Genomic DNA, 26398 nt, shown 5'->3' on the forward strand with positions numbered 1-26398 from the left:
AAGAGCGCCTTCTATTATGGATCGTCTTATGCTTGTCGGGGCTGAACGAGGCGCTTCCGCTTTTCGTGGTGTCTAGCTGCAGGCCAAGCCCCTCGAGTCATAAGCCAGTCCGAAATTGAAGGTAAAGAGCACCTTCTATTCCGGACCATCTTATGCTTGTCGGGTCTGATCGAGGCGCTTCTGCTTTTCTGAATAGGCTTGTTCTAAATCGCATTCTTTTTACATACAAATGTAGAAGAAAACCTTAGAATGCGGAGGTAAAACATGAGCCAATATTATGATAACAACTCTACTGTTCATAAAGGTACAGTCCAAGAGCATGATGTGATTATGAGAGGGAGGAAGTTATTAGAGATTACCGGTGTGAAACAAGTTGAAAGTTTTGATAGTGAGGAGTTTCTATTAGATACAGTGATGGGGGCATTGGCGATCCGCGGGCAAAACCTACAGATGAAAAACCTTGATGTTGATAAGGGGATTGTTTCAATAAAAGGCAGTAGAATTTTCGACCTAGTTTACCTGGATGAACAGCATGGGGAGAAAGCTAAGGGACTCTTTAGCAAGTTATTTAAATGAGTCTAACAACACAGTTTTATACTATGTTAGCGATGGTTGGAATAGGAGGATGGATCGGTGTAGCTCTTGATACATATGGTCGTTTTTTAAAGCGGCCATTGAGAGCTAGATGGGTAGTCTTTATTAATGATTTTATGTTTTGGGTTGTTCAGGGACTTATTCTCTTTTACCTATTGTTGCTCGTGAATGAGGGAGAACTACGAATCTATATTTTCCTAGCAGTTTTATGCGGGTATGCAGCATATCAAAGTCTCCTCAAACGAGTGTATTTGCGAATTCTTGAGCGACTAATACAGACAAGCTTAAGCATCTATCGTTTATTAATAAAAGTCGGCCAAGTTTTGATTGTAAGGCCGGTTGTTGGACTCGTTCATCTACTAATTATGATCTTAGTAGGAGTCGTAAGGATTTTGTGGAGATTAATAAAATGGGTCTTTCAATTCCTATATTCATTGGTTAAAATCTTATTAGTACCAATACAATTCCTTTTGAGAATGATATGGAAGCTTGTCCCGATATCAATTAGGTCTTTCCTTTCAAGAATTATAATACAGTTGGCAGGATTTTTTGGAAAAGTCAAGAATATAACTAATAAATTACAGTCGTGGTGGCACTTGATAAAGAAGAAGTAAGGAGGGATTGTATGAGTCTCGAGAGATCGAAGAAAATTACGGAGTTACAGTCACAATATATGCAGCAACAGGAGAGACAACGTCAAATTTCAAAAAGGCGCAAAAGGGGCTTGTTTAGAAGATTGACTATATTTGGCCTCTTAGCACTTATTTCTTCTGCTATTATGCTGACCACCATTTTAAGTCAATCCATTGCAATAAATGAAAAAAATGAAGAGCAAAAGGAACTTGAGGAAAAGCTGTCAGGATTAGAAAAAGAAGAAAATTTATTAAGGGAAGAAATCGTGAAACTTAACGATGATGAGTATATTGCGAAGATAGCAAGAAGAGATTATTTTTTATCGGATGACAATGAAATCATCTTCAACATAAAAGACTAGCGTTGTTGACACTCGTTTTTTTATTTATGTATAATAGAATAAAGATTCGAATGATTTTTTATCTGTTTAAGGAGGAGCATTATTTTTATGTCGATTGAAGTTGGCAGCAAGTTACAGGGTAAGGTGACGGGAATTACTAATTTTGGAGCGTTTGTGGAATTGCCAGGAGGCTCAACAGGACTCGTTCACATCAGTGAAGTTGCCGATAATTATGTGAAGGATATTAATGATCACTTAAAAGTCGGAGATGAAGTAACAATAAAGGTTATTAATGTTGAGAACGATGGTAAAATTGGTTTATCCATAAAAAAAGCGATAGATCGTCCTGATCGCCCTGAACGTTCAGAGCGTCCGGAACGTCCAAGAAATTCAGATCGACCAAGAAATACAGATCGACCAAGAAATACAGATCGCTCAAGACCAAGAGGGAATGATTTCCGTAGCAATAACAAGGAAAATTTCGAACAAAAAATGAGCCGCTTTTTAAAAGATAGTGAAGATCGTCTATCTTCATTAAAGCGAAATACAGAGTCTAAGCGCGGTGGTCGAGGAGCTAGAAGAGGATAACTTGCTGCTTTCATATACATTTTATGGGAAGGGAAACATCAATTTGGTGTTTTCCTTTTTAGTGTTTAGTAAACCAGAAAAACCTTGTACTGTGGCTATGTGCACGACATCGAACTGTAGCGCCTAGCCTGAAGCACAGGACGTGCAAGTGCAGTCACGCCATCTATTCTATGCACGTCTTATTTGTCTGAGGCTGAACAAGGCGTTTCCGCTTTTGTTGCTATAAATATTTTATGAAAAGGGATTGACCTAAATTAAAATTGAATGTATTATATAACTTGTGCTCAAACGAGGACAGTAATTTAAAATTATGGCGGTGTAGCTCAGCTGGCTAGAGCATTCGGTTCATACCCGAAAGGTCGTGGGTTCGACTCCCTCCGCCGCTACCATAAATAATGGCCCGTTGGTCAAGCGGTTAAGACACCGCCCTTTCACGGCGGTAACACGGGTTCGAATCCCGTACGGGTCATACTAAAACTAGTTGCTATTAATAGCAACTAGTTTTTTCTATAGAAGGAGACTTCCGGCAGTGGAGTTCTTTCTTATCCCCTATCTTTATCTTCTTGCTAATTTCCTAAAATCCCTATGGTGTATGGACTCCCTTGAAAATAAATTGTTATCATCTGCTGAGAATAGCATCGCTAAGTTGTGTACAATTCATTATAATGAACTATCATTTTTATACAATAAAATAAGCTAAAATGGAAAGGCAGATAGATGTAATCCCCATCGCGATTAACGGTTTTAATGCTTTCATACGGAGATCTCGAAGACTTACATTTAATCCGAGCCCGACCATTGCTGCTGTTAAGCACCATGTAGTAAGGGTGGAAACACTATTTATAAATTCATTGGATACTGGAATGGATGTGCCAAGTACATAACTTCCAATAATGCTCATAACTATGAACCCTATTAAAAACCATGGAAATTCAACCTTCGTTTCAGAACAATCTTCCCTAGTTCCATTCCTTTTCATGATGTACATAAAAAGAAAGCACAGTGGAACAAGTAAAAATACTCTACCTAATTTTGCAAGTAAGCCAATAGCTAGTGCATCTTGCCCCCCTGGTGATGCAGCTAAGGCTACGTGTGCAATTTCATGTAAGCTAATTCCCGACCAAATGCCATATTCTATGTCTGACAACGGCAAGAAGGGCCGTAATATCGTATAAGCAATCGCAAAAATTGTCCCGACTAAAGCAATAATGCCAACACCAATGGCAGTATCTTCATCTTTGGACTTTATGATTGGTGCCAATGCAGCAATAGCTGCCGCACCACACACCCCTGTACCTATTCCAAGAAGAAGAGATATATTTTTATCAGCTTTCAACAATCGAGCTAGCCATACTGTTATCAAGATAGCAAAGGCAATAACAACAGCATCTCGAACGATTAGTCCTAAACCATCCTGTAAAACCGTACCTATATTGAGCTTGAGTCCATACAAAATAATCGCAAACCGTAATAATCTTTTCGAAGAAAATCCTATACCTGAACGGATGAGTTCAGGGTAACCAAAAAATTGCCGATACAAGACAGCGATCACAATTGCAGATGCTAATTGACCAACATGATCAAATCCGGGCGCTTTTGCCAATAAGTAGCCCAGTAAGGCAATCATAAAGGTAAAGGCAATTCCACCGATCCATTGCCTAAAAGATGTGGATTTTATTTGGGGTTGGATAGGTTCTTTATTTACTCTAGCGTATTGCGATTCCATCTCAACACCACCTTTATCTCAGACTAAAGCATTTCTAACGATAAGAAAAATAATTATTTATGATACTTATCATAAGTAAAAGCATATAATAAGAAATAAACTGAAAAAGGGTTGATAAAAGTGGATCAACAGTTACATGTCTTTGTAACGGTAGCAGAGATGGAAAACTTTTCACGTGCGGCAGAAGAATTACATATGACTCAACCTGCAGTAAGCCAATATATTCAATCTTTTGAGCGTACGATGGGGACAAAATTGTTGGAGCGCAGTAATAAATTTGTACGCTTAAATAAAGCAGGGGAAATTGTCTATCATCACGCAAAGGAGATATTAGGTCTCTATACAAAAATGCATTACTTGATAGACGATCTAACCAACAAGACGAGTGGACCTCTTTCAATTGGTGCCAGTTATACATTTGGGGAATATGTTTTGCCGCATGTTATTGCAAAAATGTATAGGAAATATCCATTGATCACTCCAACTATTACGATCGGGAACACAAAAGATGTAGCAAATTTAGTTTTAGGGCACCAATTAGAGGTGGGGATCGTGGAGGGGGAATTCAAAGATAAAAATTTATTAATCGAACCTTTTGCAGTAGATTCCATGTATCTGGTGACTTCTCCAAAACATAGATTGGCTCAAAAAAATGGTGAAATTAACATATCAGAGTTAGCGGAAGAAACGTGGATTGTCAGGGAAAATGGTTCTGGAACTAGAGAAGCTACTGAGAAAATGTTCAGAACATGTGAAATCATTCCGAAAAAAACATTGGAGTTTGGAAGTACACAATTAATAAAGGAATCTGTAGAAGCTGGTCTTGGCATTAGTCTACTTTCTTACTGGGCAATTCGTAAGGAATGTTCAATAGGTTCTTTAAATGTCTTAAACGTAAAACAACTTCCAATTACACGGGAATTTTCAATCGTTTTACGATCTCCATTCCAGACTAAAGCGTTAAACGTATTTTTAGAACTATTAAGAGAAAGTAAGGCTATACCTGATTTATGAAGTGGTTGCAGTTTTGTTAGATAAAAAATATCAAGTATAAGAGTTATTGACGATGGTACAAATCCTTTTATAGAAAAAGCAAAAGTATTTAAAGAATATGAAATGAAATACAAAAAACACACTAGTTCCAAGTAAATTCCCATTTGAAATCACTGGTTTTCATGGATCAATTAATAACAAAGAACGATTACTATATTCTATAAATGGTTTTCTTAAAATAACTATTTCTCCTGTCTCTATTAATGCTGGTCTGAAATAGTTTTTTCTTTTCTAATCCTCTTAACACTCGTTGAATTCGATTTGGCATATCCGACATCTGACTAAATTAAACGTCATTAATAACTTCAATTTCAAATTTCTCTGGTTTTAATCAGACTAATCCCCTTTAAGATTACGCCAATTTGACATAATCCTAGCAAGTCTCTTACCAAATCATAAATTTTTGACGAAAGATATTAGGGAAAAATTCAAATGGTTTGGATATTTGTCGCATCCTTCAAAAACAGTCGAACTGTTTTTTGAATAGACTTCCTTCTTTTGACAAAATCCTGTTCAAACCTTCGATATAATTACAACCAACATGAATAGGTGGGGGAGTGAACTATGGAAAAAGTGGAAAGAAGGTTAATGGAGCCGATAGCGGATTTGGGCATGGGGAAAACCCATCAAGCAGTCAATCGATTCTTTCAGCGATTTTCATCTAGACTACAGTTATTCTTCTTACATAAAGGACTTGTGTATGTTTTAATTGGGTTTTTATTGGGACGGGCTATTATATTATCAGAAGTGTTGCCATTCGCACTGCCATTCTTCGGTGCGGTATTTCTTATGAAAAGAGACAAAGCCCATTTAGCAGGCCTAGCCCTTATTGCAGGTGGGATTACGGTTTCTATTGAGGTTTCTATTATCATTACAATGTCAATAATAGGTTTTTTCATCATTAAGAGACTATCATCGTATTTCCTTAAGGATCAATTAAAGACGCTTCCTTTTGTTATCCTTACTACTGTTGCGACTGTAAGGATAGGATATTTATTCATGACAAATTCCACATTGACAATATATGACTATATGATGGCAGGAGTAGAGTCCGGCCTGTCATTTATCTTAACCTTAATCTTTTTGCAAAGCATTCCACTCATTTCTGCGCGGAGATACAAACAAACCCTAAAAATTGAAGAAATTATTTGCATCATGATCTTACTAGCATCTGTCATGACGGGCCTTGTTGGAGTTACGTATCAAAACCTGCAAGCAGAGCATATCTTTTCCCGTTATATGGTTCTTCTGTTTGCATTTATAGGAGGTTCTAGCATTGGTAGTACTGTTGGTGTTGTAACAGGATTAATTTTAAGCTTGGCTAACGTAGGGAATTTATATCATATGAGTTTACTTGCGTTTTCGGGGCTATTAGGCGGTCTTTTACGGGAAGGCCAAAAGTTAGGTACGGCGATTGGGCTATTGATTGGTACTGTGTTGATCTCACTGTATGGTCAAGGCTCAGCAGATTTAATGACTACATTATTAGAGTCGATGATCGCTATTTTGTTATTTTTGATTACACCGAAAGCGATTACGGGGCGATTAGCGAAACATATTCCGGGTACGAATGAGTATACCCAGGAACAACAACAATATGTCCGGAAAATACGTGATGTAACAGCTCATCGCGTTGACCAATTTTCTCAAGTTTTTCACGCGTTATCAGAGAGCTTTGCAACCTTTTATGATAAAGATGAAGCAGATGACGACCAAAGGGAAACGGACCTATTTTTAAGTAGTATTACTGAAAGTACTTGTCAGCATTGTTTTAAAAAGGAAAAATGCTGGGTTGATAACTTTGATACAACTTATGACTATATGGAAAGGATTATGCATGAAACGAAACAACATACGTATCAAAATAATGTGAAGTTGAAAAAGGACTTCCATCGCCATTGTTCAAAGGCAAATAAAGTTGAGGAAACAATTGAGGAAGAAATCAACTATTTTCAAGCGAATCAAAAACTAAAAAAAGAAGTGCAAGAAAGTAGGAGGTTGGTTGCTGAACAATTATTGGGTGTATCACATGTTATGGAGGACCTTTCTAAAGAAATAAAACGAGAACAGGAAAATCACTTTGTGCAAGAAGAACAAATTCGTGATGCATTACAAAATTTCGGAATTGAAATAGTGAATGTTGATATCTATAGCCTAGAGCAAGGGAATGTCGATATCGAAATGAGTATTCCATTTTGTAATGGGCATGGTGAATGTGAAAAAATTATTGCCCCAATGCTATCGGATATTTTAGAGGAGTCAATCATCGTGAAGAATGAGGAATGTGCGAACTACCCTAATGGCTATTGCCACGTTTCATTTGGTTCAGCTAAAAAATTCCGGATTAAAACGGGTGTTGCTCATGCTGCAAAAGGCGGTGGTCTAGTATCAGGTGATAGTTATTCAATGATTGATTTGGGAGTTGGGAAGTTTGCTGTTGCGATAAGTGATGGGATGGGAAATGGCGTAAGGGCACACTTTGAAAGTAACGAAACGATTAAATTACTTCAGAAAATTCTACAATCTGGAATAGAGGAAAAGGTAGCAATTAAAACAATTAATTCAATACTATCTCTCAGAACAACAGATGAAATCTTTTCAACACTCGATTTAGCGATAGTTGACCTTCAGGATGGGAACAGCAAATTTTTGAAAATCGGATCAACGCCGAGTTTCGTTAAACGTGGGGATAAAATAATAAAGATTCAAGCTAGTAATCTACCGATGGGCATTATAGACGAGTTTGATGTTGATGTTGTTGGTGAAAGGCTTAAAGCGGGAGACCTCCTTATTATGATGAGTGATGGTATTTTTGAGGGCCCGAGACATGTAGAAAACTATGATTTATGGATGAAGAGGAAAATTGGTGAAATTAAAACAGTAGATCCTCAGGAAGTAGCGGACCTTATTATGGAGGAAGTCATCCGGACAAGATCTGGAAAAATTGAGGACGATATGACGGTAGTTGTATCTGCTATCGAACACAATACACCAAAATGGGCGAGTATTCCTGTGACAAAATATGAATCAAAGAAAATAGGTTAAGAATAAACTAGAGTATAAAAACCCCTCCTTCTGGCGAGTATGATAATAATCTACATTTCATATATCCCTTCGTCTTATAGCGAGATAACTAAGTCAAAAATTTATACTTTTTTATCTTTCGAAAAAGGGAAACATGTGAAAAATTATACGTCTCTCTAGGAGGGTACATATGGCAAAGGGTCATTTAAAGCAAATATTATTAATAACTGACGGTTGCTCAAATCATGGGGAAGATCCAATTGCAATGGCTGCCTTAGCAAATGAACAAGGAATAACAGTTAATGTTATTGGTGTAGTAGATGAAAACGCGATAGATCAAGAGGCAATCCAAGAGGTTGAAGAAATTGCAATGTCTGGTGGTGGTGTTCATCAAATTGTTTATGCCAAGCAGCTATCTCAAACAGTGCAGATGGTAACACGAAAAGCAATGACTCAAACACTTCAAGGTGTTGTTAATAAAGAACTACAACAGATACTTGGTACTCATACGTCTATGGAGGAATTACCACCTGAAAAACGAGGAGAAGTAATGGAGGTTGTGGATGAACTTGGTGAAACAGTAAGCCTAGAAATACTCATTTTAGTTGATACTAGTGCAAGTATGAAACCGAAGCTCCCTACTGTGAAAGAAGCGCTTCTTGATCTTTCTATTAGTCTTAATTCAAGAATTGGCGCAAATCAATTTTCAGTATCTGTATTTCCTGGGAAAAGGGATGATGTCGAGCAAGTTCTTGATTGGACGCCGAAACTAGAATCCCTATCATCCATTTTTTCGAAGCTATCAACAGGCGGAATTACACCCACTGGTCCAGCAATAAAGGATGCGATCCAGCACTTTAAAAAGAAAAGATCCTTAAGGAGTCTGTTAAGAAATGAAGAAGAATACTACGATGAATCAGGTATGTAATCTTTCTTCAGGGACTGAGATAAAAGGAAAGTGGAATGGTAAAAGGTACATCATTGTTAGGGCGCTTGGACAAGGTGCAACTGGTAACGTCTATTTAGCTGATAGTAGTGAAGGAAATGTCGCAATTAAGTTAAGCGAAAATAGTATGGCGATTACTTCAGAGGTAAATGTGCTTAAGCACTTTTCTAAGGTCCAAGGTACTTCTCTTGGGCCTTCTTTGCTTGATGTAGATGATTGGAAGATCGACCAGTATAAAATTTTGCCCTTTTACGTGATGGAGTATGTACAAGGTAATAATTTTCTTGAGTTTGTTCAAGAAAGGGGAATGGAATGGGCTAACGTCCTCGTTCTTCAGCTTTTAGCCAATCTTGAGAAACTCCATCAACAGGGATGGGTATTTGGTGACTTAAAGCCGGAAAACATACTGATTTCAGGACCTCCTCCTAAAATCAGATGTATCGACGTCGGGGGAACTACACAGCAAGGAAGGTCAATCAAGGAATTCACAGAGTTCTTCGATCGTGGATACTGGGGTTTGGGCACGCGGAAGGCTGAACCGACATATGATCTTTTTTCAGTAGCAATGATCTTAATAAATGCAACTTATCCTAAAAGGTTCACAAAAAAGGAGGAAGGTGATGGGAGAAATCAGTTATTTGAGGTAATTGATCAACACCCATTCTTACGCAAACAGAAGGAAGTTTTACAAAAGGCACTTTTGGGGAAATACGTCAGCGCGGGCGAAATGAAATCAGATTTTGTCCACTTACTTTCAAGTGAAACGAGTAAAGCAGGGGTGAGAACAAAGACGAATAAAACTCAGACAACCTCATCCAATAATTCAAAGAGGCAACATATAAGGCATTCCCACGCACAAACGAATCAATCGAGAAAACAAGCTAAGAAATCAAAGAAAAGAAAAAAGGCAAGCGGTATTCTTGAAACAATTCTCATTCTAGCAGGTGTATTTTTAATTTATTCTTTATATGTCTATCACTTTTTAATGTGAAAAAGTTAGTTTTACTATAAAAAGTGCTCAGAAAATATGTTGAATATGTGAACGCTGTCTTCTCCTTTGAAGTTACCTTAAAAATAATGGTAGGATAGAGATATAGTTAAAAATAGAGATGTAAGCAATTTTAAGCAAAAGAGGGAGAAAGGGTGGAAAAATTTTATACACTTATCAAAAAGAATCATTTGCTTGAAAAGGGTTCTACGATCGTTGTAGGTGTATCAGGGGGACCTGATTCATTAGCGTTGATTCATTTGCTGAATAAGTTAAAGGATAAATGGGAATTGAAGCTAGTTGTTGCACATGTGGATCACATGTTTAGGGGTGAACAGTCAAAAGAGGAAATGTTATTTGTTCTTGATTACTGTAAGTCACTTAATATTATGTGTGAGGCAAAGCAAATTGATGTGACTGCCTATGCAACTCAACATCAATTAAGTTCCCAAGTTGCTTCAAGAGAATGTAGGTATGCATTTTTTAAAGAGGTTTTAGATAAGTATCAGTCAAGATACTTAGCGCTTGGCCACCATGGAGATGATCAAGTCGAAACAATCTTAATGAGGATGGTAAGAGGAAGTACAGGAGAGGCTCTTGCGGGTATTCAAATAAAAAGAAAGTTTCATAATGGGTACATTATAAGGCCGTTGCTTGCGAATACAAAGGAACAAATACTTTCCTATTGCCTTGAAAACTATTTAGTACCAAGGTTTGACCCTAGTAATGACAAAACAGATTATACGAGAAATCGCTTTAGGAAATATGTGCTCCCATTTTTGAAAGAGGAGAATCCACTCGTACATGAAAGATTTCAACATTTTAGTGAAACCTTTTTGGAGGATGAATCGTATTTACAGGTATTAACGCAGCAGCAAATGAATACAGTATTGAAAAGAAAAGAGAAGTCGGTGGTGGAAATTGACACTAATCTATTCTTAAACCTACCTTTGCCTTTACAAAGGAGAGGGATTCAACTAATATTAAATTATCTATACGAAAATATTCCAGCTTCTCTTTCTTCAATACATATTGAGAGTTTATTGGCGTTACTAACACAAAATCACCCTTCAGGTTCACTTGATTTCCCAGGCGGTCTAAAAGTGATTAAATCCTATCAAAATTGTTTGTTTACTTTTGAGCATGATAAAGTAAAGGAATACCGTTTTGAGCTTGATATCCCTTCCGTTGTAAAGCTTCCGAATGGGTTTAAAATTACGTGTGATGTTATGAAAATTGCATCCCCTGAGTTTAATGGAAATGCATCGTTTCTCCTAAATTCCAAGGCGTTAGTTAGGCCCCTTATTATTCGAACGAGAGAACCGGGAGATAAAATCAAATTGAAGGGCATGAATGGTCGGAAAAAGGTAAAAGATATATTTATTGATGAAAAAATACCATTACATAGCCGATATTCATGGCCTGTAGTAGAAGACGGAAATGGTAATATCCTTTGGTTACCTGGGCTCAAAAAGTCGACTTATGAGGCTGATAGTGCAAGCGAGGATGAATACGTAGTATTACAATACAAGGAGCTATGATTTTCTAGGGGGCACACATTTAATGAGACAAGATATCAAAGAAATATTAGTTACTGAGGAACAAATTCAAGAGAAGGTAAAAGAATTAGGTAAGGTCTTAACAGATGAGTATAAAGATCGTTTCCCACTCGCTATTGGTGTTTTAAAGGGTGCAATGCCTTTTATGGGTGATCTGTTGAAGAATATTGATACATACTTAGAAATGGATTTTATGGACGTTTCAAGCTATGGTTCATCTACCGTATCATCAGGAGAAGTAAAGATTATAAAGGATTTGGACACTTCTGTTGAAGGAAGAGATATTCTAATTCTTGAGGATATTATTGACAGCGGTTTGACGTTAAGTTATTTAGTGAAATTATTTCGTTACCGAAAAGCAAAATCAATTAAGATTGTAACATTACTTGATAAACCAACTGGAAGAAAAGCAGATATTCAAGCTGATTATGTATGTTTTCAGGTTCCAGACGCTTTTGTAGTGGGTTATGGCCTTGATTACAATGAGAAGTATCGTAATCTTCCTTATATCGGGGTTTTAAAGCCTGAGGTCTATCAATAATACTAATTCGTTTAACTAATGGGGATAACTGCCGGTAAAGATTAAGGTAAGTCTCTCCTAATAGTGCAAATTGTTGTAAAATCGTGATTTTCTATGATACTATTTATAAAAATAGCCGTGTTAACCGTGGGAGGAGGTAAGGAATGAATCGGATCTTCCGTAATACCATATTTTATTTACTTATATTTTTAGTCATCATTGGGGTTGTTAGCTTTTTTACAAGTGGTAACCCGAAGACGGAGCAAATAACATACAATGAGTTCATTTCTGACTTAAATAATGGGAATGTAACTGAAATGTCAGTACAGCCGGTTCGAGGTGTATTTGAAGTTAAAGGTAAGATGGAAGGGTATAAACAAGATGAGTCCTTCTTAACATATATACCAACAGAACAAGGATTAAATCGAGTTGATGCAGCTGCAGCGGAAAACAACGTTAAAATTGTTGAAGTTTCCCCAGCAGAAGAAACAAGTGGTTGGGTGACATTTTTTACATCAATTATCCCATTTGTAATCATCTTTATTCTATTCTTCTTCTTACTTAACCAATCTCAAGGCGGCGGTAGCCGAGTGATGAATTTTGGTAAAAGTAAAGCTAAGCTTTATAGCGAAGAAAAGAAGAAAGTTAAGTTTAAAGATGTAGCTGGTGCTGATGAAGAAAAGCAAGAGCTCGTCGAGGTTGTTGAATTCCTAAAAGACCCTCGGAAATTTGCAGAGTTAGGGGCAAGAATTCCAAAAGGTGTCTTACTCGTGGGGCCGCCTGGTACAGGTAAAACTTTACTTGCAAGAGCTGTTGCTGGTGAAGCAGGAGTACCGTTCTTTTCTATAAGTGGTTCTGATTTCGTTGAGATGTTCGTCGGTGTCGGTGCATCACGTGTTCGTGATTTATTCGAGAATGCGAAGAAGAATGCTCCATGTATCATTTTCATTGATGAAATTGATGCTGTTGGACGTCAACGTGGAGCAGGTTTAGGTGGAGGACACGATGAGCGTGAACAAACACTTAACCAGCTACTAGTTGAAATGGATGGCTTTGGTGCGAATGAAGGAATTATTATCATCGCTGCAACTAACAGACCTGATATTCTTGATCCAGCATTGTTACGACCAGGACGTTTTGACCGTCAAATTACAGTCGATCGACCAGATGTTATCGGCCGTGAAGCGGTTCTAAAGGTACATGCTCGTAATAAACCTCTAGATGAAACTGTGGATCTGAAGGCGATTGCTGCCCGTACGCCAGGTTTCTCAGGTGCAGATTTAGAAAACCTTTTAAATGAAGCAGCTCTAGTTGCTGCTAGACAAGATAAAAAGAAGATTGATAATACGGACCTTGATGAAGCTACTGACCGCGTTATTGCAGGTCCAGCTAAAAAATCTCGTGTTATTTCGAAAAAGGAAAGAAATATCGTTGCGTATCATGAAGCAGGTCACGTCATCATTGGTGTCGTATTGGACGAAGCTGATATGGTACATAAAGTAACCATTGTTCCTCGTGGTCAAGCAGGCGGTTATGCGGTTATGCTTCCAAAAGAAGACCGTTACTTTATGACGAAGCCTGAACTTTTAGATAAAATTACAGGTTTACTCGGTGGTCGTGTTGCAGAGGAAATCATCTTTGGTGAAGTAAGTACAGGAGCACATAATGATTTCCAAAGAGCAACTAGCATAGCGAGAAAAATGGTGACAGAATACGGGATGAGTGAAAAGCTTGGACCACTTCAATTTGGGCAAGCGCAAGGAGGTCAAGTGTTCTTAGGGCGCGACCTTAATAATGAGCAAAACTATAGTGATGCAATTGCGCATGAAATTGATTTGGAAATCCAACGTTTTATTAAAGAAAGCTATGAGCGCGCTCGTCAAATTTTAACGGATAATCGTGAGAAGTTAGAATTGATTGCTCAAACATTATTAGATATTGAAACACTTGATGCAGCACAAATTAATAGTCTGGTTGAGCATGGTAAATTACCTGACCGTCCGGTAGCTGTCAGCAAAGATGAATCAACTGAAGATGTGAAAGTAAATATTCAAACGAAAAAAGAAGAAGATAATTCTTCTGAGAAATAATTGATTGGAAAAAGATCGATGGATGATGTATGGGCCATCGATCTTTTTTTGTCTATTTAAAGAAGATAAGTATTCATCGACTAGACGAAACAACGTCCAAATCTTAAGCGGAAACTTTCTATAAAGAAGCTCTGCTACCAATCCATTTAAGATGAAACAAGCTCTAATGATGGAAGATGAACTACTTTATGATAAAATAAAACGGACTATAGAATTTAGTTCAAAATCTCTAGGCTAAAGCCTAACCGAAATTCATCTCCCCCTTATCGTTGGGCTTTGCCCTTCACACGATTGAAGAGGGAGACTTCTTTCGGAAATCTGTTAAAAAGAACAATAATAAAGTGGTGATATTGATGATTCTTGTATTGGATGTAGGAAATACGAATACTGTATTAGGTGTATATGATCAAGGTGCCTTAAAGCATCATTGGCGTATAGAGACAAGTCGTAATAAAACTGAAGATGAATTTGGGATGGTTATCAATAGTCTTTTTGAGCATGATGGATTTTCTTTTAAACAAATAGAGGGGATTATTATCTCATCTGTCGTACCACCGATTATGTTTGCACTCGAGCGGATGTGTATGAAGTATTTTAATATAAATCCTTTAGTTGTTGGTCCAGGAATTAAGACAGGATTGAACATTAAGTACGAAAATCCCCGTGAGGTAGGAGCAGATCGGATCGTAAATGCTGTTGCGGGAATACAAGATTATGGAAGTCCGCTTGTTATTGTAGATTTTGGTACAGCTACTACATATTGTTATATCAATGAGGAAAATCAATATATGGGTGGGGCGATTGCTCCTGGAATTAATATCTCGACAGAAGCGTTATATTCAAGAGCTGCAAAGCTACCGAGAATTGAAATTACAAGACCTGATAACATTATCGGTAAAAACACCGTTAGTGCAATGCAATCTGGGATTTTATATGGATATGTAGGGCAGGTAGAGGGCATTGTAAAGCGTATAAAGGACCAGGCGAAGGAAGTGCCGCAGGTCATCGCAACGGGTGGCTTAGCAACGTTAATTGCGAGAGAATCAGATTGTATCGATATTGTAGACCCGTTCTTAACATTAAGAGGTCTGCAGCTAATTTATGAGCGTAATACAGAGCGTTGAAGGGAGTCTAACAATATGGATTATTTAATAAAGGCATTGGCATATGATGATCAAGTAAGAGCATATGCAGTCAGAACAACTGAGACAGTTTCTGAAGCGCAAAAAAGGCATCAAACTTGGCCAACTGCTTCTGCGGCTTTAGGTCGTGCAATGACAGCGGGCGTTATGCTTGGCTCGATGTTAAAAGGTGATGCAAAGCTAACGATAAAAGTAGAGGGCGGCGGACCAATCGGAGTTATTTTAGTTGATAGTAATTCGAATGGGGAAGTGCGTGGATATGTGACAAATCCTCAAACTCATTTTGAGCTAAATAATAAAGGGAAGCTTGATGTTGCCAGAGCGGTTGGTACAGAGGGAACTTTAACGATCGTCAAGGATCTTGGTCTAAAGGACCATTTTTCTGGACAAGTACCAATTGTATCGGGAGAACTTGGAGAAGACTTTACTTACTACTTGGTCACATCTGAACAGGTTCCATCTTCAGTTGGAGTAGGAGTTCTAGTCAATCCTGATAATACAATTTTAGCTTCTGGTGGCTTTGTTATCCAACTATTACCGGGAACAAATGATGAAACAATTACAAAAATTGAAGAACGACTCAGTAAGATAGAACCAATTTCTAAAATGATTCAGCGTGGATTAACTCCAGAGGAAATTTTAGAAGAAGTGCTTGGAGAAGGAAATGCAAAGATATTAGAGAAGCAGCCCGTTACCTTTAAATGTCAATGTTCAAAAGAACGCATTGAGAATGCAATTGTAAGTTTGGGTGCTGAAGAAATCCAGTCAATGATTGACGAGGATGGGCAGGCTGAGGCACAGTGCCACTTTTGTAATGAGCTTTACATGTTAACCAGAGAGGATCTGGAAGAATTATTGACTGAAGCAAGATAGAGAATAGGGGTGGATTCTAGGAGTTGGTGAAATTGAGTGGAAGGACCCTATGGAGTATTATCTTCGGTTTAATTTTAATAAACTGCATAACGGTTGGCTATTTTCTATCAAAGGAGCGAGGAATACTCCCAGTTTCAAGTAATGGTGAAACGATTGCTACAATAGGTGAGGTAACGATAACAAGAGAGCAATGGATGGCTGAGTTAGAGTCTCGTTATGGTAAAGATACATTGAAGGACCTAGTTAATATGAAAGTGGTAGAAGAGTTAGCAGAAAAATATGCGATTACTGTCTCTGAAGATGTAATGGAGCGTGAGTTAGCAGTCTATAAATCAATGTATAATTCACTTGATGAAGAACAGCCAGGAAACGAAGAAAATTGGGAACAACAAATACGTTATAGCATTTTACTTGAAGAGTTACTTACACGAGATGTTTTGGTTACCGAAAAGGAAATGGAAACCTTTTATGAAAATAATAAAGACCTTTATAGTATAAAGGAAGCTTATCATTTATCTCACATTGTCGTAAAAACAGAAAAAGAAGCGAACATGCTACTTGATGAACTTGCTGGAGGTTCTAGTTTTGAAGCTCTAGCGCTGGAAAAATCACTTGATGAATTTACAGCGAACCAAGGCGGTGACATCGGATTTGTTTCTAAAGACAATGAGTATGTTCCGGGCGCATACCTAGAGGCGGTACTTAAGTTAGGTGAAGGTGATTGGAGCGAACCTATTCAAGTTGACGAAGGTTATGCAATTATTCTCCTTCACAAAAAACTTGAAGGGGAAACATATAGCTATAAAGAGGTAAAAGGGCAAATTCGCAGACAAATTGCACTGGAGCAAATGGAAGGACCTGTGTCGGCTGAACCATTATGGGATGAGATCGGTGTTTCCTGGTTCTATGGTAAAAAGTGAGGAAAAAATAGGGCTAAAAGCACAAAAAGTTTTGACAATTCGCAAGATTCCTGCTATATTACTAATAAATCCAATAAAATTACTCGGGATAGGGGAGAGAAGATATGGCGCGCGTAGCAAACTCTATACATGAATTAATAGGGGAAACACCAATTGTAAAGTTAAATAGACTTACAGATGATAATAGTGCTGATGTTTATTTGAAGCTCGAATATTTTAATCCAGGTAGTAGTGTCAAAGACCGTATTGGATTAGCGATGATTGAAGCTGCAGAAAAAAGCGGTAAATTAAAAGCGGGAGATACAGTAATTGAGCCAACAAGTGGAAACACAGGTATTGGACTTGCCATGGTAGCGGCTGCTAAAGGCTTAAAGGCAATTTTGGTAATGCCTGATACAATGAGTCTGGAGCGTAGAAATTTGCTGCGTGCTTATGGAGCTGAGCTTATTCTAACTCCTGGTTCCGAGGGGATGAACGGAGCGATTCGCAAAGCAGAAGAGCTATCAAAAGAGCATGGTTACTTTATGCCTCAACAATTCAAAAATGAAGCGAATCCTGAAATCCACAGTTTAACAACAGGTAAAGAAATTGTTGCACAAATGGGTGATCAGCTAGATGCATTCATATCAGGGATTGGTACTGGAGGAACAATCACTGGTGCTGGATCAGTTCTAAAAGAAAATTACCCATCAATCAAAATTTATGCAGTAGAGCCTGCTGATTCTCCAGTTCTTGCTGGTGGAAAACCAGGTCCACATAAAATTCAAGGAATCGGCGCTGGATTTGTTCCAGATGTATTAAATACTAATATTTACGATGAAATTATAGCAGTGAAAAATGAAGATGCGTTCGAGACAGCTAGAAGAACAGGAAGAGAAGAAGGTATCTTAGGTGGTATATCATCAGGAGCAGCGATTTTTGCAGCTTTAAAAGTAGCGAAAGAGCTTGGAAAAGGCAAAAAGGTATTGGCTATTCTTCCGGATAATGGCGAACGTTACTTAAGTACACCTTTATACCAATACGATTGATAACAGAGTTGCCCGACAGTTATGCTTCACCTCACCTTTAGTGAATCAAATCGAGGCTAACTGCCTGTAAAGGTATGGTAAATCTAGCTTTATTAATCGTGATATAAAAAGAGGTCTGACTATAACTGGTCAGCCTCTTTTGTTTTACACATTTATCCCATTTTTTACGGCAGTATAAAACCTTTGCTTCAAAATTCATGGAGCAACAAAGAAGGTAGGGAAGGAGAACTGCCCGTAAACATACGATAAGTTTTGTTTTACAATTTTATCCTGTATGCCTTTTGGCAAAAAAATATGATTTCTCCATAAAATTTATGTAAAATGTAAATAAGAGTTTTAAAGGAGAGGTTGTCATGCAGCGAGGAAGGGCATCTTTAAGTGTAAATTTTGACTATCACGGTGACTTTTTTGAGCAATATAAGTTTTTATCAAAAGATGAAAACCAACATGCCTTTTTAGAAAGTGGTCGTGGTGGTAGGTATAGTATTGCTGGTATTAAGCCGATTGCCTCTGTGAAAGGGAAGGATTATCAGCTTTCCATTACAGATGCTCAAGGTACAAATGTGTTGGAAGGGGAGCCTCTTGAGCTTTTCCAGGAATGGTATCAGGAGTTTCATACACAACGAGATCCGAATTTACCAGATTTTCAAGGGGGAGCAATTGGGTTTATCAGCTATGACTATGTTAGATATTTTGAAAAGCTATCTAATCAAGCAGTTGATGATTTAGAAACACCAGATCTGTACGTTTTAATCTTTGATGATGTTGCTGTTTTTGACCATCATACGTCAAAACTTTGGTTAATCACTCATTATTATCAGGAGCGGGAAAAACAGTCTGCAGAGCACCAATTGCAAAAGATGAAGAAGATGTGGACGTGTGAACGGAAAACGGTGAATCAGCATAATACGGTTACGCATAAACAATCACGTACTCCAATTACGTTTTCTAAAGGGTCGTTCATCAACGCGGTTGAAAAGATTAAACGTTATATTGCTCAAGGTGATGTATTCCAAGTGAATCTATCAGTTAGGCAGCATTTTCAATTGGAGAATCATCCATTTAAAATCTATGAAACGTTACGTAAAGTAAATCCTTCTCCCTATATGGCCTATTTGCACTTTCCTGAATTTCAAATTGTCAGTGGCTCGCCTGAATTATTAGTGAAAAAACAAGGTGATGTAGTAAGTACTCGCCCTATTGCTGGTACAAGGTCAAGAGGTAGGGATGAAGAAGAGGATATAAAGCTTGCGGATGAATTGATTGAGAATGAGAAAGAAAGAGCAGAGCACGTTATGCTTGTTGATTTAGAAAGAAATGACTTAGGAAGAGTTTGTGAATATGGGTCTGTCCATGTAGATGAATTTATGGTCATTGAAAAGTACTCACATGTCATGCATATTGTGTCGAATGTGAAAGGGCAATTAAAAAAAGAAGCAAATTATGCAGATATTATCAAAGCGACCTTTCCAGGTGGTACAATAACAGGAGCACCTAAAGTAAGGACGATGGAGATTATTGAAGAGCTAGAGCCAACAAGACGTGGTATTTATACTGGTTCAATCGGATGGATTGGCTTTGATGGAAACATGGAGCTCAATATCGTCATTCGTACATTATTTGCAAAAGATGGTTATGGGTATGTTCAAGCTGGGGCAGGAATTGTCATTGATTCTAATCCAGAGCATGAATATAAAGAGTCCTTAAAAAAAGCAAGGGCGATGGTTAAGTCCATTGAGTTGAGTAAAGAAGAGAAAATATTAGGTTGAGGTGAGTAGAGATGATTTTAATGATTGATAATTATGATTCTTTTACATTTAATTTGGTTCAATATTTAGGTGAGCTTGGGGAAGAGTTGCTTGTAAAACGAAATGATGAAATCACGATTTCCGAAATTGAAGCGCTAAATCCACAATTCCTTATGGTTTCCCCGGGACCATGTAGCCCGAATGAAGCTGGGATTAGTATGGAAGCAATCGAATACTTTGCGGGGAAAATTCCGATATTTGGCGTTTGTCTTGGTCATCAATCGATTGCACAAGTATTTGGTGGAGATGTTGTCCGTGCTGAACGATTAATGCATGGAAAAACATCAGAAATAAACCATAACGGAGAAACAATTTTTAAAGATATAAAGAACCCATTTACAGCAACACGCTATCATTCATTAATTGTGAAGAAAGAGACATTGCCAGATTGTTTAGAGGTAACTGCTTGGACGGATGAAAATGAAATTATGGCTATCCGTCATAAGACATTACCGATTGAAGGTGTTCAATTCCATCCGGAATCAATTATGACTTCATTTGGTAAAGATTTATTAATGAACTTTATCAATCAATATAAATTAATAGAAAAGAGTTAATAAACGTGTATATTTATTGTAACTCGCAATTTATAAAAGATTCTGAAGCCACGATTTCTCCCTTTGATCATGGCTTTCTTTATGGTTTAGGCGCCTTTGAAACCTTTAGAGTATACAAGGGCTTCCCTTTTCTTCTTCATGATCATTTAAAAAGACTTCAGAATGCCATAAACGAATTAGGGATTTCTTATAAAATTGACGCTGATGAAGTGGTTGAAATGATTCAGCACTTACTTCGGCTAAATCATTGTGAAGAAGAGGATGTGACTGTCCGTTATAATATTTCCGCGGGCAATGGTGAGGTGGGCAAGTTGTTGCAACCATATGACAGCCCGACAGTTCTTTGCTTTTTACGAAAGGCACCAATGATTCAAAGAGTCGAAAAGGATGCTGCGATTTTACAGCTACGTAGAAATACACCAGAAGGTAAGGAACGCTTAAAATCGCACCATTATTTAAATAACGTATTGGGTAAACGTGAATTAAGGGAAACCCCTGATGTAGAAGGGATCTTCCTAACAGAACAAGGATATGTGGCAGAAGGAATTGTTTCAAATGTTTTTTGGGTGAAAGATGATATCGTGTACACGCCCTCAGTGGAAACGGGCATTTTAAACGGGATTACGCGTCGCTTTATTATAAAAGGTTTAGAAAATCTCAATATTCCTCTTCGTGAAGGGTTTTATACACAAGGGGATTTATTGGATGCGACAGAAGTAATGATAACGAACTCCAGTCAGGAAGTGATTCCAGTAAAGAGGGTAAGAGATGCTACTTTTCTAGGTAATGAGGGAATCATTGTGCGACAGTTGAGGGATTTATTTGATTGTTATCGGACTAAATTACTAAGCATAGATGAGCTATAAAGGTAGGATGAAAATGGAGACAATAACGAAGCAGGAAACAATTGAATGTGGCAAATATCGTATTCACTATAATGAAAGAACGCAAATAATGGGGATTTTAAATGTGACACCAGATTCCTTCTCAGATGGTGGTAGCTATATCGATATTGACCGAGCTATATCCCACGCGAAAGAGATGGTTAAAAACGGTGCTGATATTATTGATATTGGCGGAGAATCAACAAGACCGGGCTATCAAAGGATTTCTGATCAGGAAGAGATTGAACGTGTCGTTCCAGTGATTGAAAGGCTTTCGAAAGAGATTGAGGTTCCAATCTCAATTGACACATACAAAGCTGAGGTTGCTAAGTATGCAGTTGAGGCTGGCGCAACGATTATCAATGATATATGGGGCGCGAAGGCACAGCCTGAAATAGCGAAAGTAGCAGCTGATTATAATGTACCGATCATTCTTATGCATAATCGTAAGGATCATGACTATGATCAAATCATTCCAGACATGATTGTTGATTTAATGGAGTCGGTTAAAATTGCTAAAGATGCAGGGGTGAAGGATGACAAAATCATTCTTGATCCAGGTATTGGATTTGCTAAAACAATGGAAGACAATTTAACGGTGATGAGGCATTTAGATGCTTTTGTGCAGTTAGGTTACCCTGTATTGTTAGCTACATCAAGGAAGTCCTTTATCGGCCATGTTTTAGATTTACCTCCGAATGAACGGATGGAAGGAACAGGTGCATCGATTTGTTTAGGAATTGAAAAAGGATGTCAACTCATTCGAATTCATGATGTGTTAGAGATGTCGAGAATGGCTAAAATGATGGATGCAATGCTGGGGAAAGGGGGCTAACATCATCGATAAGATTTATGTAAATGGAATGGAGTTTTACGGTTATCATGGTGTGTTTAAGGAAGAAAATAAACTCGGTCAGCGGTTTCGCGTGGATTTAGTGGTAGAGTTAAACCTGAAGCATGCGGGAGAAACGGATGATTTAGAGCATACTGTAAATTATGCAGAGCTATATAATTGCTGTAAGAAAATCGTAGAAGGTGAACCATATAAGCTTGTTGAGGCTGTTGCCGAACAAATTGCCAAGGAAATAATCACGAATTTTGAAATTGTGCAATACTGTACGGTAAAAATGATAAAACCCGATCCTCCAATACCGGGGCATTATAAAGAGGTAGCTGTCGAAATCAGGAGAGGTAGAATATGAAAAATGAGGCGTATGTGGCTCTTGGATCCAATATTGGTAACCGTGAAGAATATTTACTAAAGGCTATTCAAAAAATCCAATTTCATCCTTCAATAAATGTAGAAAATGTTTCCTCCATTTATGAAACGGAACCAGTTGGCTATACGGATCAAACAGAGTTTTTAAACATGGTTATTAAGGTAAGTACTGATTTATCAGCGTTTGATCTATTAGAAGTGCTTCAAGATATCGAAATTCATCTTGATCGAAAACGTGAAGTGAGATGGGGACCAAGAACTTTAGACCTTGACATTTTGCTATATAATCATGAGAATATTGTAACAGAACTACTTGTTGTTCCGCATCCAAGAATGCATGAGCGTGCTTTTGTTTTAATTCCATTATGTGAGATAAATAAGAGTATTAGTATTCCTACTATAGAAGAACCACTTTCTACTATCATAGATCAATTATCAGATAAAGAAGGAGTCCGAATATGGAAGCAGAAAAATGGGGTAGACGTATTCGCGCTTTTAGAAAGTTAAAAGGCTTTACCCAAGAGAGTTTTGCAAAGGATCTTGGTGTTTCTGTTTCGGTTTTAGGTGAAATAGAAAGAGGCAATCGTGAACCCAACAAACAATTTATTGAGGATATAGCAAAGGCGTTAAATGTTACAGTTGATGAATTAACCCCAAATTAAACAATCAAAGGATTGGAGTCCGAAATATGTTCAAAATTGGTGATATTGAACTGAAAAATAGAGTCGTGTTAGCTCCGATGGCTGGAGTATGTAATTCAGCTTTCCGTCTAACAGTTAAAGAATTTGGTGCAGGACTTGTTTGTGCCGAAATGGTAAGTGATAAGGCAATTTTATATAATAACGCAAAAACAATGGGTATGCTTTACATTGACGAGCGTGAAAAACCTTTGAGCCTTCAAATCTTTGGCGGTGAGAAAGAAACATTAGTAGAAGCTGCTAGATTTGTTGATAAAAATACAACAGCTGATATTATTGACATAAACATGGGCTGCCCTGTACCAAAGGTTACAAAATGTGATGCTGGTGCAAGATGGCTTCTAGACTCTAATAAAATATATGATATGGTTTCTGCGGTAGTAGATGCTGTAGAAAAGCCGGTAACCGTAAAAATGCGCATGGGCTGGGATGAAGATCATATTTATGCTGTTAGAAATGCACAAGCAGTAGAGCGCGCAGGTGGAAAAGCCGTTGCGCTACATGGTCGCACACGCGTACAAATGTATGAAGGAACTGCAGATTGGGATATCATTAAAGAAGTAAAGGAATCTGTCAATATTCCTGTAATAGGTAACGGAGATGTGAAAACACCTCAAGATGCTAAGCGTATGCTGGATGAAACGGGTGTAGATGGAGTCATGATTGGCCGTGCTGCATTAGGGAACCCATGGATGATTTATCAAACAGTTAACTATTTAGAAACTGGTGAATTAATGGAAGAACCAGATGTACGTGAAAAAATGGAAGTGTGTAAACTACATTTAGACCGCCTAATCGCTCTTAAAAATGAGAACATCGCTGTTAGAGAAATGAGAAAGCATGCTGCCTGGTACTTAAAAGGTATTAGAGGGAATGCGAAAGTTAGAAATGATATTAATCTAATGAACACGAGAGCTGAACTTGTTACACTATTAGATGAATTTGTTTTAGAAATTGAAGCAAAACAAGAAAGTGCTAGTCAAGTTGGATAACTATTGAGATAAATAGTTAGTTAGCATTTTGTTGTTTTACTGCCAGTACCCCCTGGCAGTTTTCTGCTTTTTATTTAAAGGATAGGAGTTGTTTTTTGTGAGTCAAGATGAAATGAATAATCATGAAGAATTAAACGATCAGTTAAAGGTTAGACGCGAGAAATTACATACGTTGCAAGAAAAGGGATTAGATCCTTTCGGAAAACGCTTCGAAAGAACGCATCAAACGGAAGATATTGTAGCTTCATACAATGATATTGAAAAAGAGGAACTAGACGAAAAGGAAGAATCAGTAACGATCGCTGGGCGTATTATGACAAAGCGCGGAAAAGGGAAAGCGGGCTTTGCGCATATCCAAGATCTATCTGGTCAAATTCAAATCTATGTTCGTAAAGATGCGATCGGTGACGATGCTTACGAAATCTTTAACACAGCAGACTTAGGTGATATTGTTGGTGTAACGGGTGTTGTGTTTAAAACCAAAGTAGGAGAATTATCTGTTAAAGTGAAGTCGTTTGAACTTTTAACGAAATCTCTAAGACCGTTACCAGATAAATTCCATGGTTTAAAAGATATTGAGCAACGCTATCGTCAAAGATATGTAGACTTAATAATGAGCCCGGAAAGCAAGAAAACGTTTATTACTCGTAGTAAGATAATTCAAGCGATGAGACGTTACCTTGATGACCAAGGATATTTAGAAGTCGAAACGCCAACAATGCATTCGATTCCAGGTGGTGCATCTGCTCGTCCGTTCATTACGCATCACAATGCATTGGATATGCAGTTATACATGCGTATAGCAATCGAGCTCCACTTAAAGCGTTTAATTGTCGGTGGATTAGAGAAAGTCTATGAAATTGGTCGTGTTTTCAGAAATGAGGGTGTTTCTACTCGTCATAACCCTGAGTTCACGATGATTGAACTTTATGAGGCTTACGCTGATTATCAAGATATTATGACATTAACTGAGAACCTAGTTGCGCATATTGCTAAAGAGGTACTAGGAACGACAACTGTCCAATATGGTGAATATGAAGTAAATCTTGAACCTAAATGGACAAGACTTCATATGGTAGATGCAATTAAGGAATATACAGGTGCTGACTTCTGGAATGAGATGTCTATCGAAGAGGCTCGCAATCTTGCGAAGGAACATAATGTTGAGATTAATGAGAATATGCAATATGGTCATATCGTAAATGAATTTTTCGAACAAAAGGTAGAGGAAAAGTTAATCCAACCAACCTTTATATATGGTCACCCTGTAGAGATTTCTCCACTAGCGAAGAAAAATGATGCAGACTCTCGTTTTACTGACCGTTTTGAGTTGTTTATCGTTGCTCGTGAACACGCAAACGCATTTACTGAGTTAAATGATCCAATTGATCAAAAAGAGAGATTTGAATCACAACTTAAAGAGCGAGAGCAAGGTAATGATGAAGCTCACATGATGGATGAGGACTTTATCGAAGCACTAGAATATGGTATGCCACCTACAGGTGGTTTAGGTATTGGTATAGATCGTTTAGTTATGCTATTAACTAACTCTCCGTCTATTCGTGATGTATTATTATTCCCGCAAATGAGACATCGCTAAAAAAGGCTCCTGCACTCGCAGGAGCTTTTTTTGTTATAGCGTATATAAATGTGGGTAAGCGAACCACATCCAGTTCCTAGCCCCTCGGGGGCATAAGTCACGCATGAATCGAAGAGAAAGTACGCCTTCGATTCATGCGTGGCTTATGCCTGTCTTAGGTTGATCAAGGCGCTTGCGTTTTTCATTGACCATTAACATGAATCATATGCTAAAATGCTACTCTGTTTGGGAATTTGAAAGAAACTAGATTTTTTTAATCTTTTTTATAAAAAAGACTTGTCAAAGAATAAGGTGGATGTTATATTTGAATACGTTGCTGAGAAACACGCAACAAACTTTAAAAATAATAAAAAACTTCTTGACTTACAGTTAGGGTGTTTGATATTATAATAAAGCTGTTCTGAAAAAAATGATCTTTGAAAACTAAACAAAACCAAGCGTGCCAACGTTAATTTCGATTAACAAAAACGTACTATAATAGTACAAAATTTATGAGCAAGTCAAACACTTTATTGGAGAGTTTGATCCTGGCTCAGGACGAACGCTGGCGGCGTGCCTAATACATGCAAGTCGAGCGAATTGATGGGAGCTTGCTCCCTGATATTAGCGGCGGACG

Annotated in this window: 25 protein-coding genes, 2 tRNA genes and 1 rRNA gene; 27 read left to right on the forward strand and 1 reads right to left on the reverse strand. The window is 37.8% G+C overall.

Going from position 1 to position 26398, the window contains the following annotated elements:
- Nucleotides 1-264: 264 nt before the first annotated feature.
- The 6 genes from yabP to K9V48_RS13195 all read left to right on the forward strand — a co-directional run bounded on the left by yabP (nucleotide 265) and on the right by K9V48_RS13195 (nucleotide 2624).
- A complete protein-coding gene (gene yabP / locus K9V48_RS13170) occupies nucleotides 265-576 on the forward strand; it encodes a sporulation protein YabP (protein ID WP_224139443.1) in 312 nt (103 codons plus the stop codon).
- Nucleotides 577-608: 32 nt separating this feature from the next.
- A complete protein-coding gene (gene yabQ, locus K9V48_RS13175; RefSeq protein ID WP_438803893.1) occupies nucleotides 609-1208 on the forward strand; it encodes a spore cortex biosynthesis protein YabQ in 600 nt (199 codons plus the stop codon).
- 11 nt (nucleotides 1209-1219) lie between these two features.
- Nucleotides 1220-1588, forward strand: a complete 369-nt coding sequence (locus K9V48_RS13180; RefSeq protein ID WP_224139445.1) for an FtsB family cell division protein — start codon at nucleotides 1220-1222, stop codon at nucleotides 1586-1588.
- Between the two features lie 87 nt (nucleotides 1589-1675).
- Complete coding sequence (locus tag K9V48_RS13185) at nucleotides 1676-2155, forward strand: S1 domain-containing RNA-binding protein (protein WP_224139446.1); 480 nt, start codon at nucleotides 1676-1678, stop codon at nucleotides 2153-2155.
- 312 nt (nucleotides 2156-2467) lie between these two features.
- Nucleotides 2468-2544: transfer RNA gene (locus K9V48_RS13190), tRNA-Met, on the forward strand.
- 8 nt (nucleotides 2545-2552) lie between these two features.
- Nucleotides 2553-2624: transfer RNA gene (locus tag K9V48_RS13195), tRNA-Glu, on the forward strand.
- Between the two features lie 210 nt (nucleotides 2625-2834).
- Here K9V48_RS13195 and K9V48_RS13200 read toward each other — a convergent pair.
- Nucleotides 2835-3881 (reverse strand): YeiH family protein, encoded by a 1047-nt coding sequence (locus K9V48_RS13200; protein ID WP_224139447.1) that lies wholly within the window; start codon nucleotides 3879-3881, stop codon nucleotides 2835-2837.
- A gap of 120 nt (nucleotides 3882-4001) precedes the next feature.
- On the opposite strand from K9V48_RS13200, the gene K9V48_RS13205 reads away from it, so the two are divergent.
- The 21 genes from K9V48_RS13205 to K9V48_RS13310 form a co-directional block, all read left to right on the forward strand.
- A complete protein-coding gene (locus K9V48_RS13205; protein WP_224139448.1) occupies nucleotides 4002-4895 on the forward strand; it encodes a LysR family transcriptional regulator in 894 nt (297 codons plus the stop codon).
- Nucleotides 4896-5498: 603 nt separating this feature from the next.
- A complete protein-coding gene (gene spoIIE, locus K9V48_RS13215) occupies nucleotides 5499-7979 on the forward strand; it encodes a stage II sporulation protein E (protein WP_224139449.1) in 2481 nt (826 codons plus the stop codon).
- A gap of 169 nt (nucleotides 7980-8148) precedes the next feature.
- A complete protein-coding gene (locus K9V48_RS13220; protein WP_224139450.1) occupies nucleotides 8149-8886 on the forward strand; it encodes a VWA domain-containing protein in 738 nt (245 codons plus the stop codon).
- On the forward strand, nucleotides 8852-9895 hold the full coding sequence (gene prkT / locus K9V48_RS13225; RefSeq protein ID WP_224139451.1) for a serine/threonine protein kinase PrkT: 1044 nt from the start codon (nucleotides 8852-8854) through the stop codon (nucleotides 9893-9895). The genes K9V48_RS13220 and prkT overlap by 35 nt, the downstream gene beginning before the upstream one ends.
- 152 nt (nucleotides 9896-10047) lie before the next feature.
- Nucleotides 10048-11433: a tRNA lysidine(34) synthetase TilS gene (tilS, locus tag K9V48_RS13230; RefSeq protein ID WP_224139452.1), complete on the forward strand. Its 1386-nt coding sequence runs from the start codon at nucleotides 10048-10050 to the stop codon at nucleotides 11431-11433.
- 22 nt (nucleotides 11434-11455) lie between these two features.
- Nucleotides 11456-11992 (forward strand): hypoxanthine phosphoribosyltransferase, encoded by a 537-nt coding sequence (gene hpt / locus K9V48_RS13235; protein WP_224139453.1) that lies wholly within the window; start codon nucleotides 11456-11458, stop codon nucleotides 11990-11992.
- A 143-nt stretch (nucleotides 11993-12135) separates the two neighbouring features.
- Nucleotides 12136-14061, forward strand: a complete 1926-nt coding sequence (gene ftsH / locus K9V48_RS13240) for an ATP-dependent zinc metalloprotease FtsH (protein ID WP_224139454.1) — start codon at nucleotides 12136-12138, stop codon at nucleotides 14059-14061.
- A 353-nt stretch (nucleotides 14062-14414) separates the two neighbouring features.
- The gene (locus K9V48_RS13245; RefSeq protein WP_224139455.1) at nucleotides 14415-15185 is read left to right on the forward strand and encodes a type III pantothenate kinase; all 771 of its coding nucleotides are present in this window, start codon (nucleotides 14415-14417) and stop codon (nucleotides 15183-15185) included.
- Between the two features lie 15 nt (nucleotides 15186-15200).
- Entirely contained in the window at nucleotides 15201-16076 is an 876-nt protein-coding gene (hslO, locus tag K9V48_RS13250; RefSeq protein WP_224139456.1) for an Hsp33 family molecular chaperone HslO, read from the forward strand.
- A gap of 32 nt (nucleotides 16077-16108) precedes the next feature.
- Nucleotides 16109-16996 (forward strand): peptidyl-prolyl cis-trans isomerase, encoded by an 888-nt coding sequence (locus K9V48_RS13255; protein WP_224139457.1) that lies wholly within the window; start codon nucleotides 16109-16111, stop codon nucleotides 16994-16996.
- A gap of 104 nt (nucleotides 16997-17100) precedes the next feature.
- Nucleotides 17101-18024, forward strand: a complete 924-nt coding sequence (cysK, locus tag K9V48_RS13260) for a cysteine synthase A (protein ID WP_224139458.1) — start codon at nucleotides 17101-17103, stop codon at nucleotides 18022-18024.
- Between the two features lie 353 nt (nucleotides 18025-18377).
- Nucleotides 18378-19793, forward strand: a complete 1416-nt coding sequence (gene pabB / locus K9V48_RS13265; RefSeq protein ID WP_224139459.1) for an aminodeoxychorismate synthase, component I — start codon at nucleotides 18378-18380, stop codon at nucleotides 19791-19793.
- An 11-nt stretch (nucleotides 19794-19804) separates the two neighbouring features.
- Nucleotides 19805-20389, forward strand: a complete 585-nt coding sequence (gene pabA, locus K9V48_RS13270) for an aminodeoxychorismate/anthranilate synthase component II (protein ID WP_224139460.1) — start codon at nucleotides 19805-19807, stop codon at nucleotides 20387-20389.
- Between the two features lie 5 nt (nucleotides 20390-20394).
- The gene (gene pabC, locus K9V48_RS13275) at nucleotides 20395-21255 is read left to right on the forward strand and encodes an aminodeoxychorismate lyase (protein WP_224139461.1); all 861 of its coding nucleotides are present in this window, start codon (nucleotides 20395-20397) and stop codon (nucleotides 21253-21255) included.
- A 13-nt stretch (nucleotides 21256-21268) separates the two neighbouring features.
- The gene (folP, locus tag K9V48_RS13280; RefSeq protein WP_410429711.1) at nucleotides 21269-22108 is read left to right on the forward strand and encodes a dihydropteroate synthase; all 840 of its coding nucleotides are present in this window, start codon (nucleotides 21269-21271) and stop codon (nucleotides 22106-22108) included.
- A gap of 4 nt (nucleotides 22109-22112) precedes the next feature.
- Nucleotides 22113-22475, forward strand: coding sequence for a dihydroneopterin aldolase (gene folB / locus K9V48_RS13285; protein ID WP_224139468.1), 363 nt, complete (start codon nucleotides 22113-22115; stop codon nucleotides 22473-22475).
- Nucleotides 22472-22999: a 2-amino-4-hydroxy-6-hydroxymethyldihydropteridine diphosphokinase gene (folK, locus tag K9V48_RS13290; protein WP_224139463.1), complete on the forward strand. Its 528-nt coding sequence runs from the start codon at nucleotides 22472-22474 to the stop codon at nucleotides 22997-22999. The genes folB and folK overlap by 4 nt, the downstream gene beginning before the upstream one ends.
- Nucleotides 22951-23154 carry a helix-turn-helix domain-containing protein gene (locus K9V48_RS13295; protein ID WP_111618191.1) on the forward strand — a complete coding sequence of 68 codons (204 nt, stop codon included), beginning with the start codon at nucleotides 22951-22953 and terminating at the stop codon, nucleotides 23152-23154. The genes folK and K9V48_RS13295 overlap by 49 nt, the downstream gene beginning before the upstream one ends.
- 26 nt (nucleotides 23155-23180) lie before the next feature.
- Nucleotides 23181-24182 carry a tRNA dihydrouridine synthase DusB gene (dusB, locus tag K9V48_RS13300; RefSeq protein ID WP_224139464.1) on the forward strand — a complete coding sequence of 334 codons (1002 nt, stop codon included), beginning with the start codon at nucleotides 23181-23183 and terminating at the stop codon, nucleotides 24180-24182.
- A gap of 112 nt (nucleotides 24183-24294) precedes the next feature.
- Complete coding sequence (gene lysS, locus K9V48_RS13305; protein ID WP_224139469.1) at nucleotides 24295-25782, forward strand: lysine--tRNA ligase; 1488 nt, start codon at nucleotides 24295-24297, stop codon at nucleotides 25780-25782.
- 509 nt (nucleotides 25783-26291) lie between these two features.
- Nucleotides 26292-26398: ribosomal RNA gene (locus K9V48_RS13310) — 16S ribosomal RNA — on the forward strand; the annotation flags it as partial.

It is taken from the genome of Metabacillus rhizolycopersici (assembly GCF_020075705.1).

Bases quoted from the DNA above. Each gene is read 5' to 3' on its own strand.
- yabP (WP_224139443.1), top strand. From the start codon at position 265: ATGAGCCAATATTATGATAACAACTCTACTGTTCATAAAGGTACAGTC.
- yabQ (WP_438803893.1), top strand. From the start codon at position 609: ATGGTTGGAATAGGAGGATGGATCGGTGTAGCTCTTGATACATATGGT.
- K9V48_RS13180 (WP_224139445.1), top strand. From the start codon at position 1,220: ATGAGTCTCGAGAGATCGAAGAAAATTACGGAGTTACAGTCACAATAT.
- K9V48_RS13185 (WP_224139446.1), top strand. From the start codon at position 1,676: ATGTCGATTGAAGTTGGCAGCAAGTTACAGGGTAAGGTGACGGGAATT.
- K9V48_RS13200 (WP_224139447.1), bottom strand. From the start codon at position 3,881: ATGGAATCGCAATACGCTAGAGTAAATAAAGAACCTATCCAACCCCAA.
- spoIIE (WP_224139449.1), top strand. From the start codon at position 5,499: ATGGAAAAAGTGGAAAGAAGGTTAATGGAGCCGATAGCGGATTTGGGC.
- K9V48_RS13220 (WP_224139450.1), top strand. From the start codon at position 8,149: ATGGCAAAGGGTCATTTAAAGCAAATATTATTAATAACTGACGGTTGC.
- prkT (WP_224139451.1), top strand. From the start codon at position 8,852: ATGAAGAAGAATACTACGATGAATCAGGTATGTAATCTTTCTTCAGGG.
- hpt (WP_224139453.1), top strand. From the start codon at position 11,456: ATGAGACAAGATATCAAAGAAATATTAGTTACTGAGGAACAAATTCAA.
- ftsH (WP_224139454.1), top strand. From the start codon at position 12,136: ATGAATCGGATCTTCCGTAATACCATATTTTATTTACTTATATTTTTA.
- K9V48_RS13245 (WP_224139455.1), top strand. From the start codon at position 14,415: ATGATTCTTGTATTGGATGTAGGAAATACGAATACTGTATTAGGTGTA.
- hslO (WP_224139456.1), top strand. From the start codon at position 15,201: ATGGATTATTTAATAAAGGCATTGGCATATGATGATCAAGTAAGAGCA.
- cysK (WP_224139458.1), top strand. From the start codon at position 17,101: ATGGCGCGCGTAGCAAACTCTATACATGAATTAATAGGGGAAACACCA.
- pabB (WP_224139459.1), top strand. From the start codon at position 18,378: ATGCAGCGAGGAAGGGCATCTTTAAGTGTAAATTTTGACTATCACGGT.
- pabA (WP_224139460.1), top strand. From the start codon at position 19,805: ATGATTTTAATGATTGATAATTATGATTCTTTTACATTTAATTTGGTT.
- folP (WP_410429711.1), top strand. From the start codon at position 21,269: ATGGAGACAATAACGAAGCAGGAAACAATTGAATGTGGCAAATATCGT.
- folK (WP_224139463.1), top strand. From the start codon at position 22,472: ATGAAAAATGAGGCGTATGTGGCTCTTGGATCCAATATTGGTAACCGT.
- K9V48_RS13295 (WP_111618191.1), top strand. From the start codon at position 22,951: ATGGAAGCAGAAAAATGGGGTAGACGTATTCGCGCTTTTAGAAAGTTA.
- dusB (WP_224139464.1), top strand. From the start codon at position 23,181: ATGTTCAAAATTGGTGATATTGAACTGAAAAATAGAGTCGTGTTAGCT.
- lysS (WP_224139469.1), top strand. From the start codon at position 24,295: ATGAATAATCATGAAGAATTAAACGATCAGTTAAAGGTTAGACGCGAG.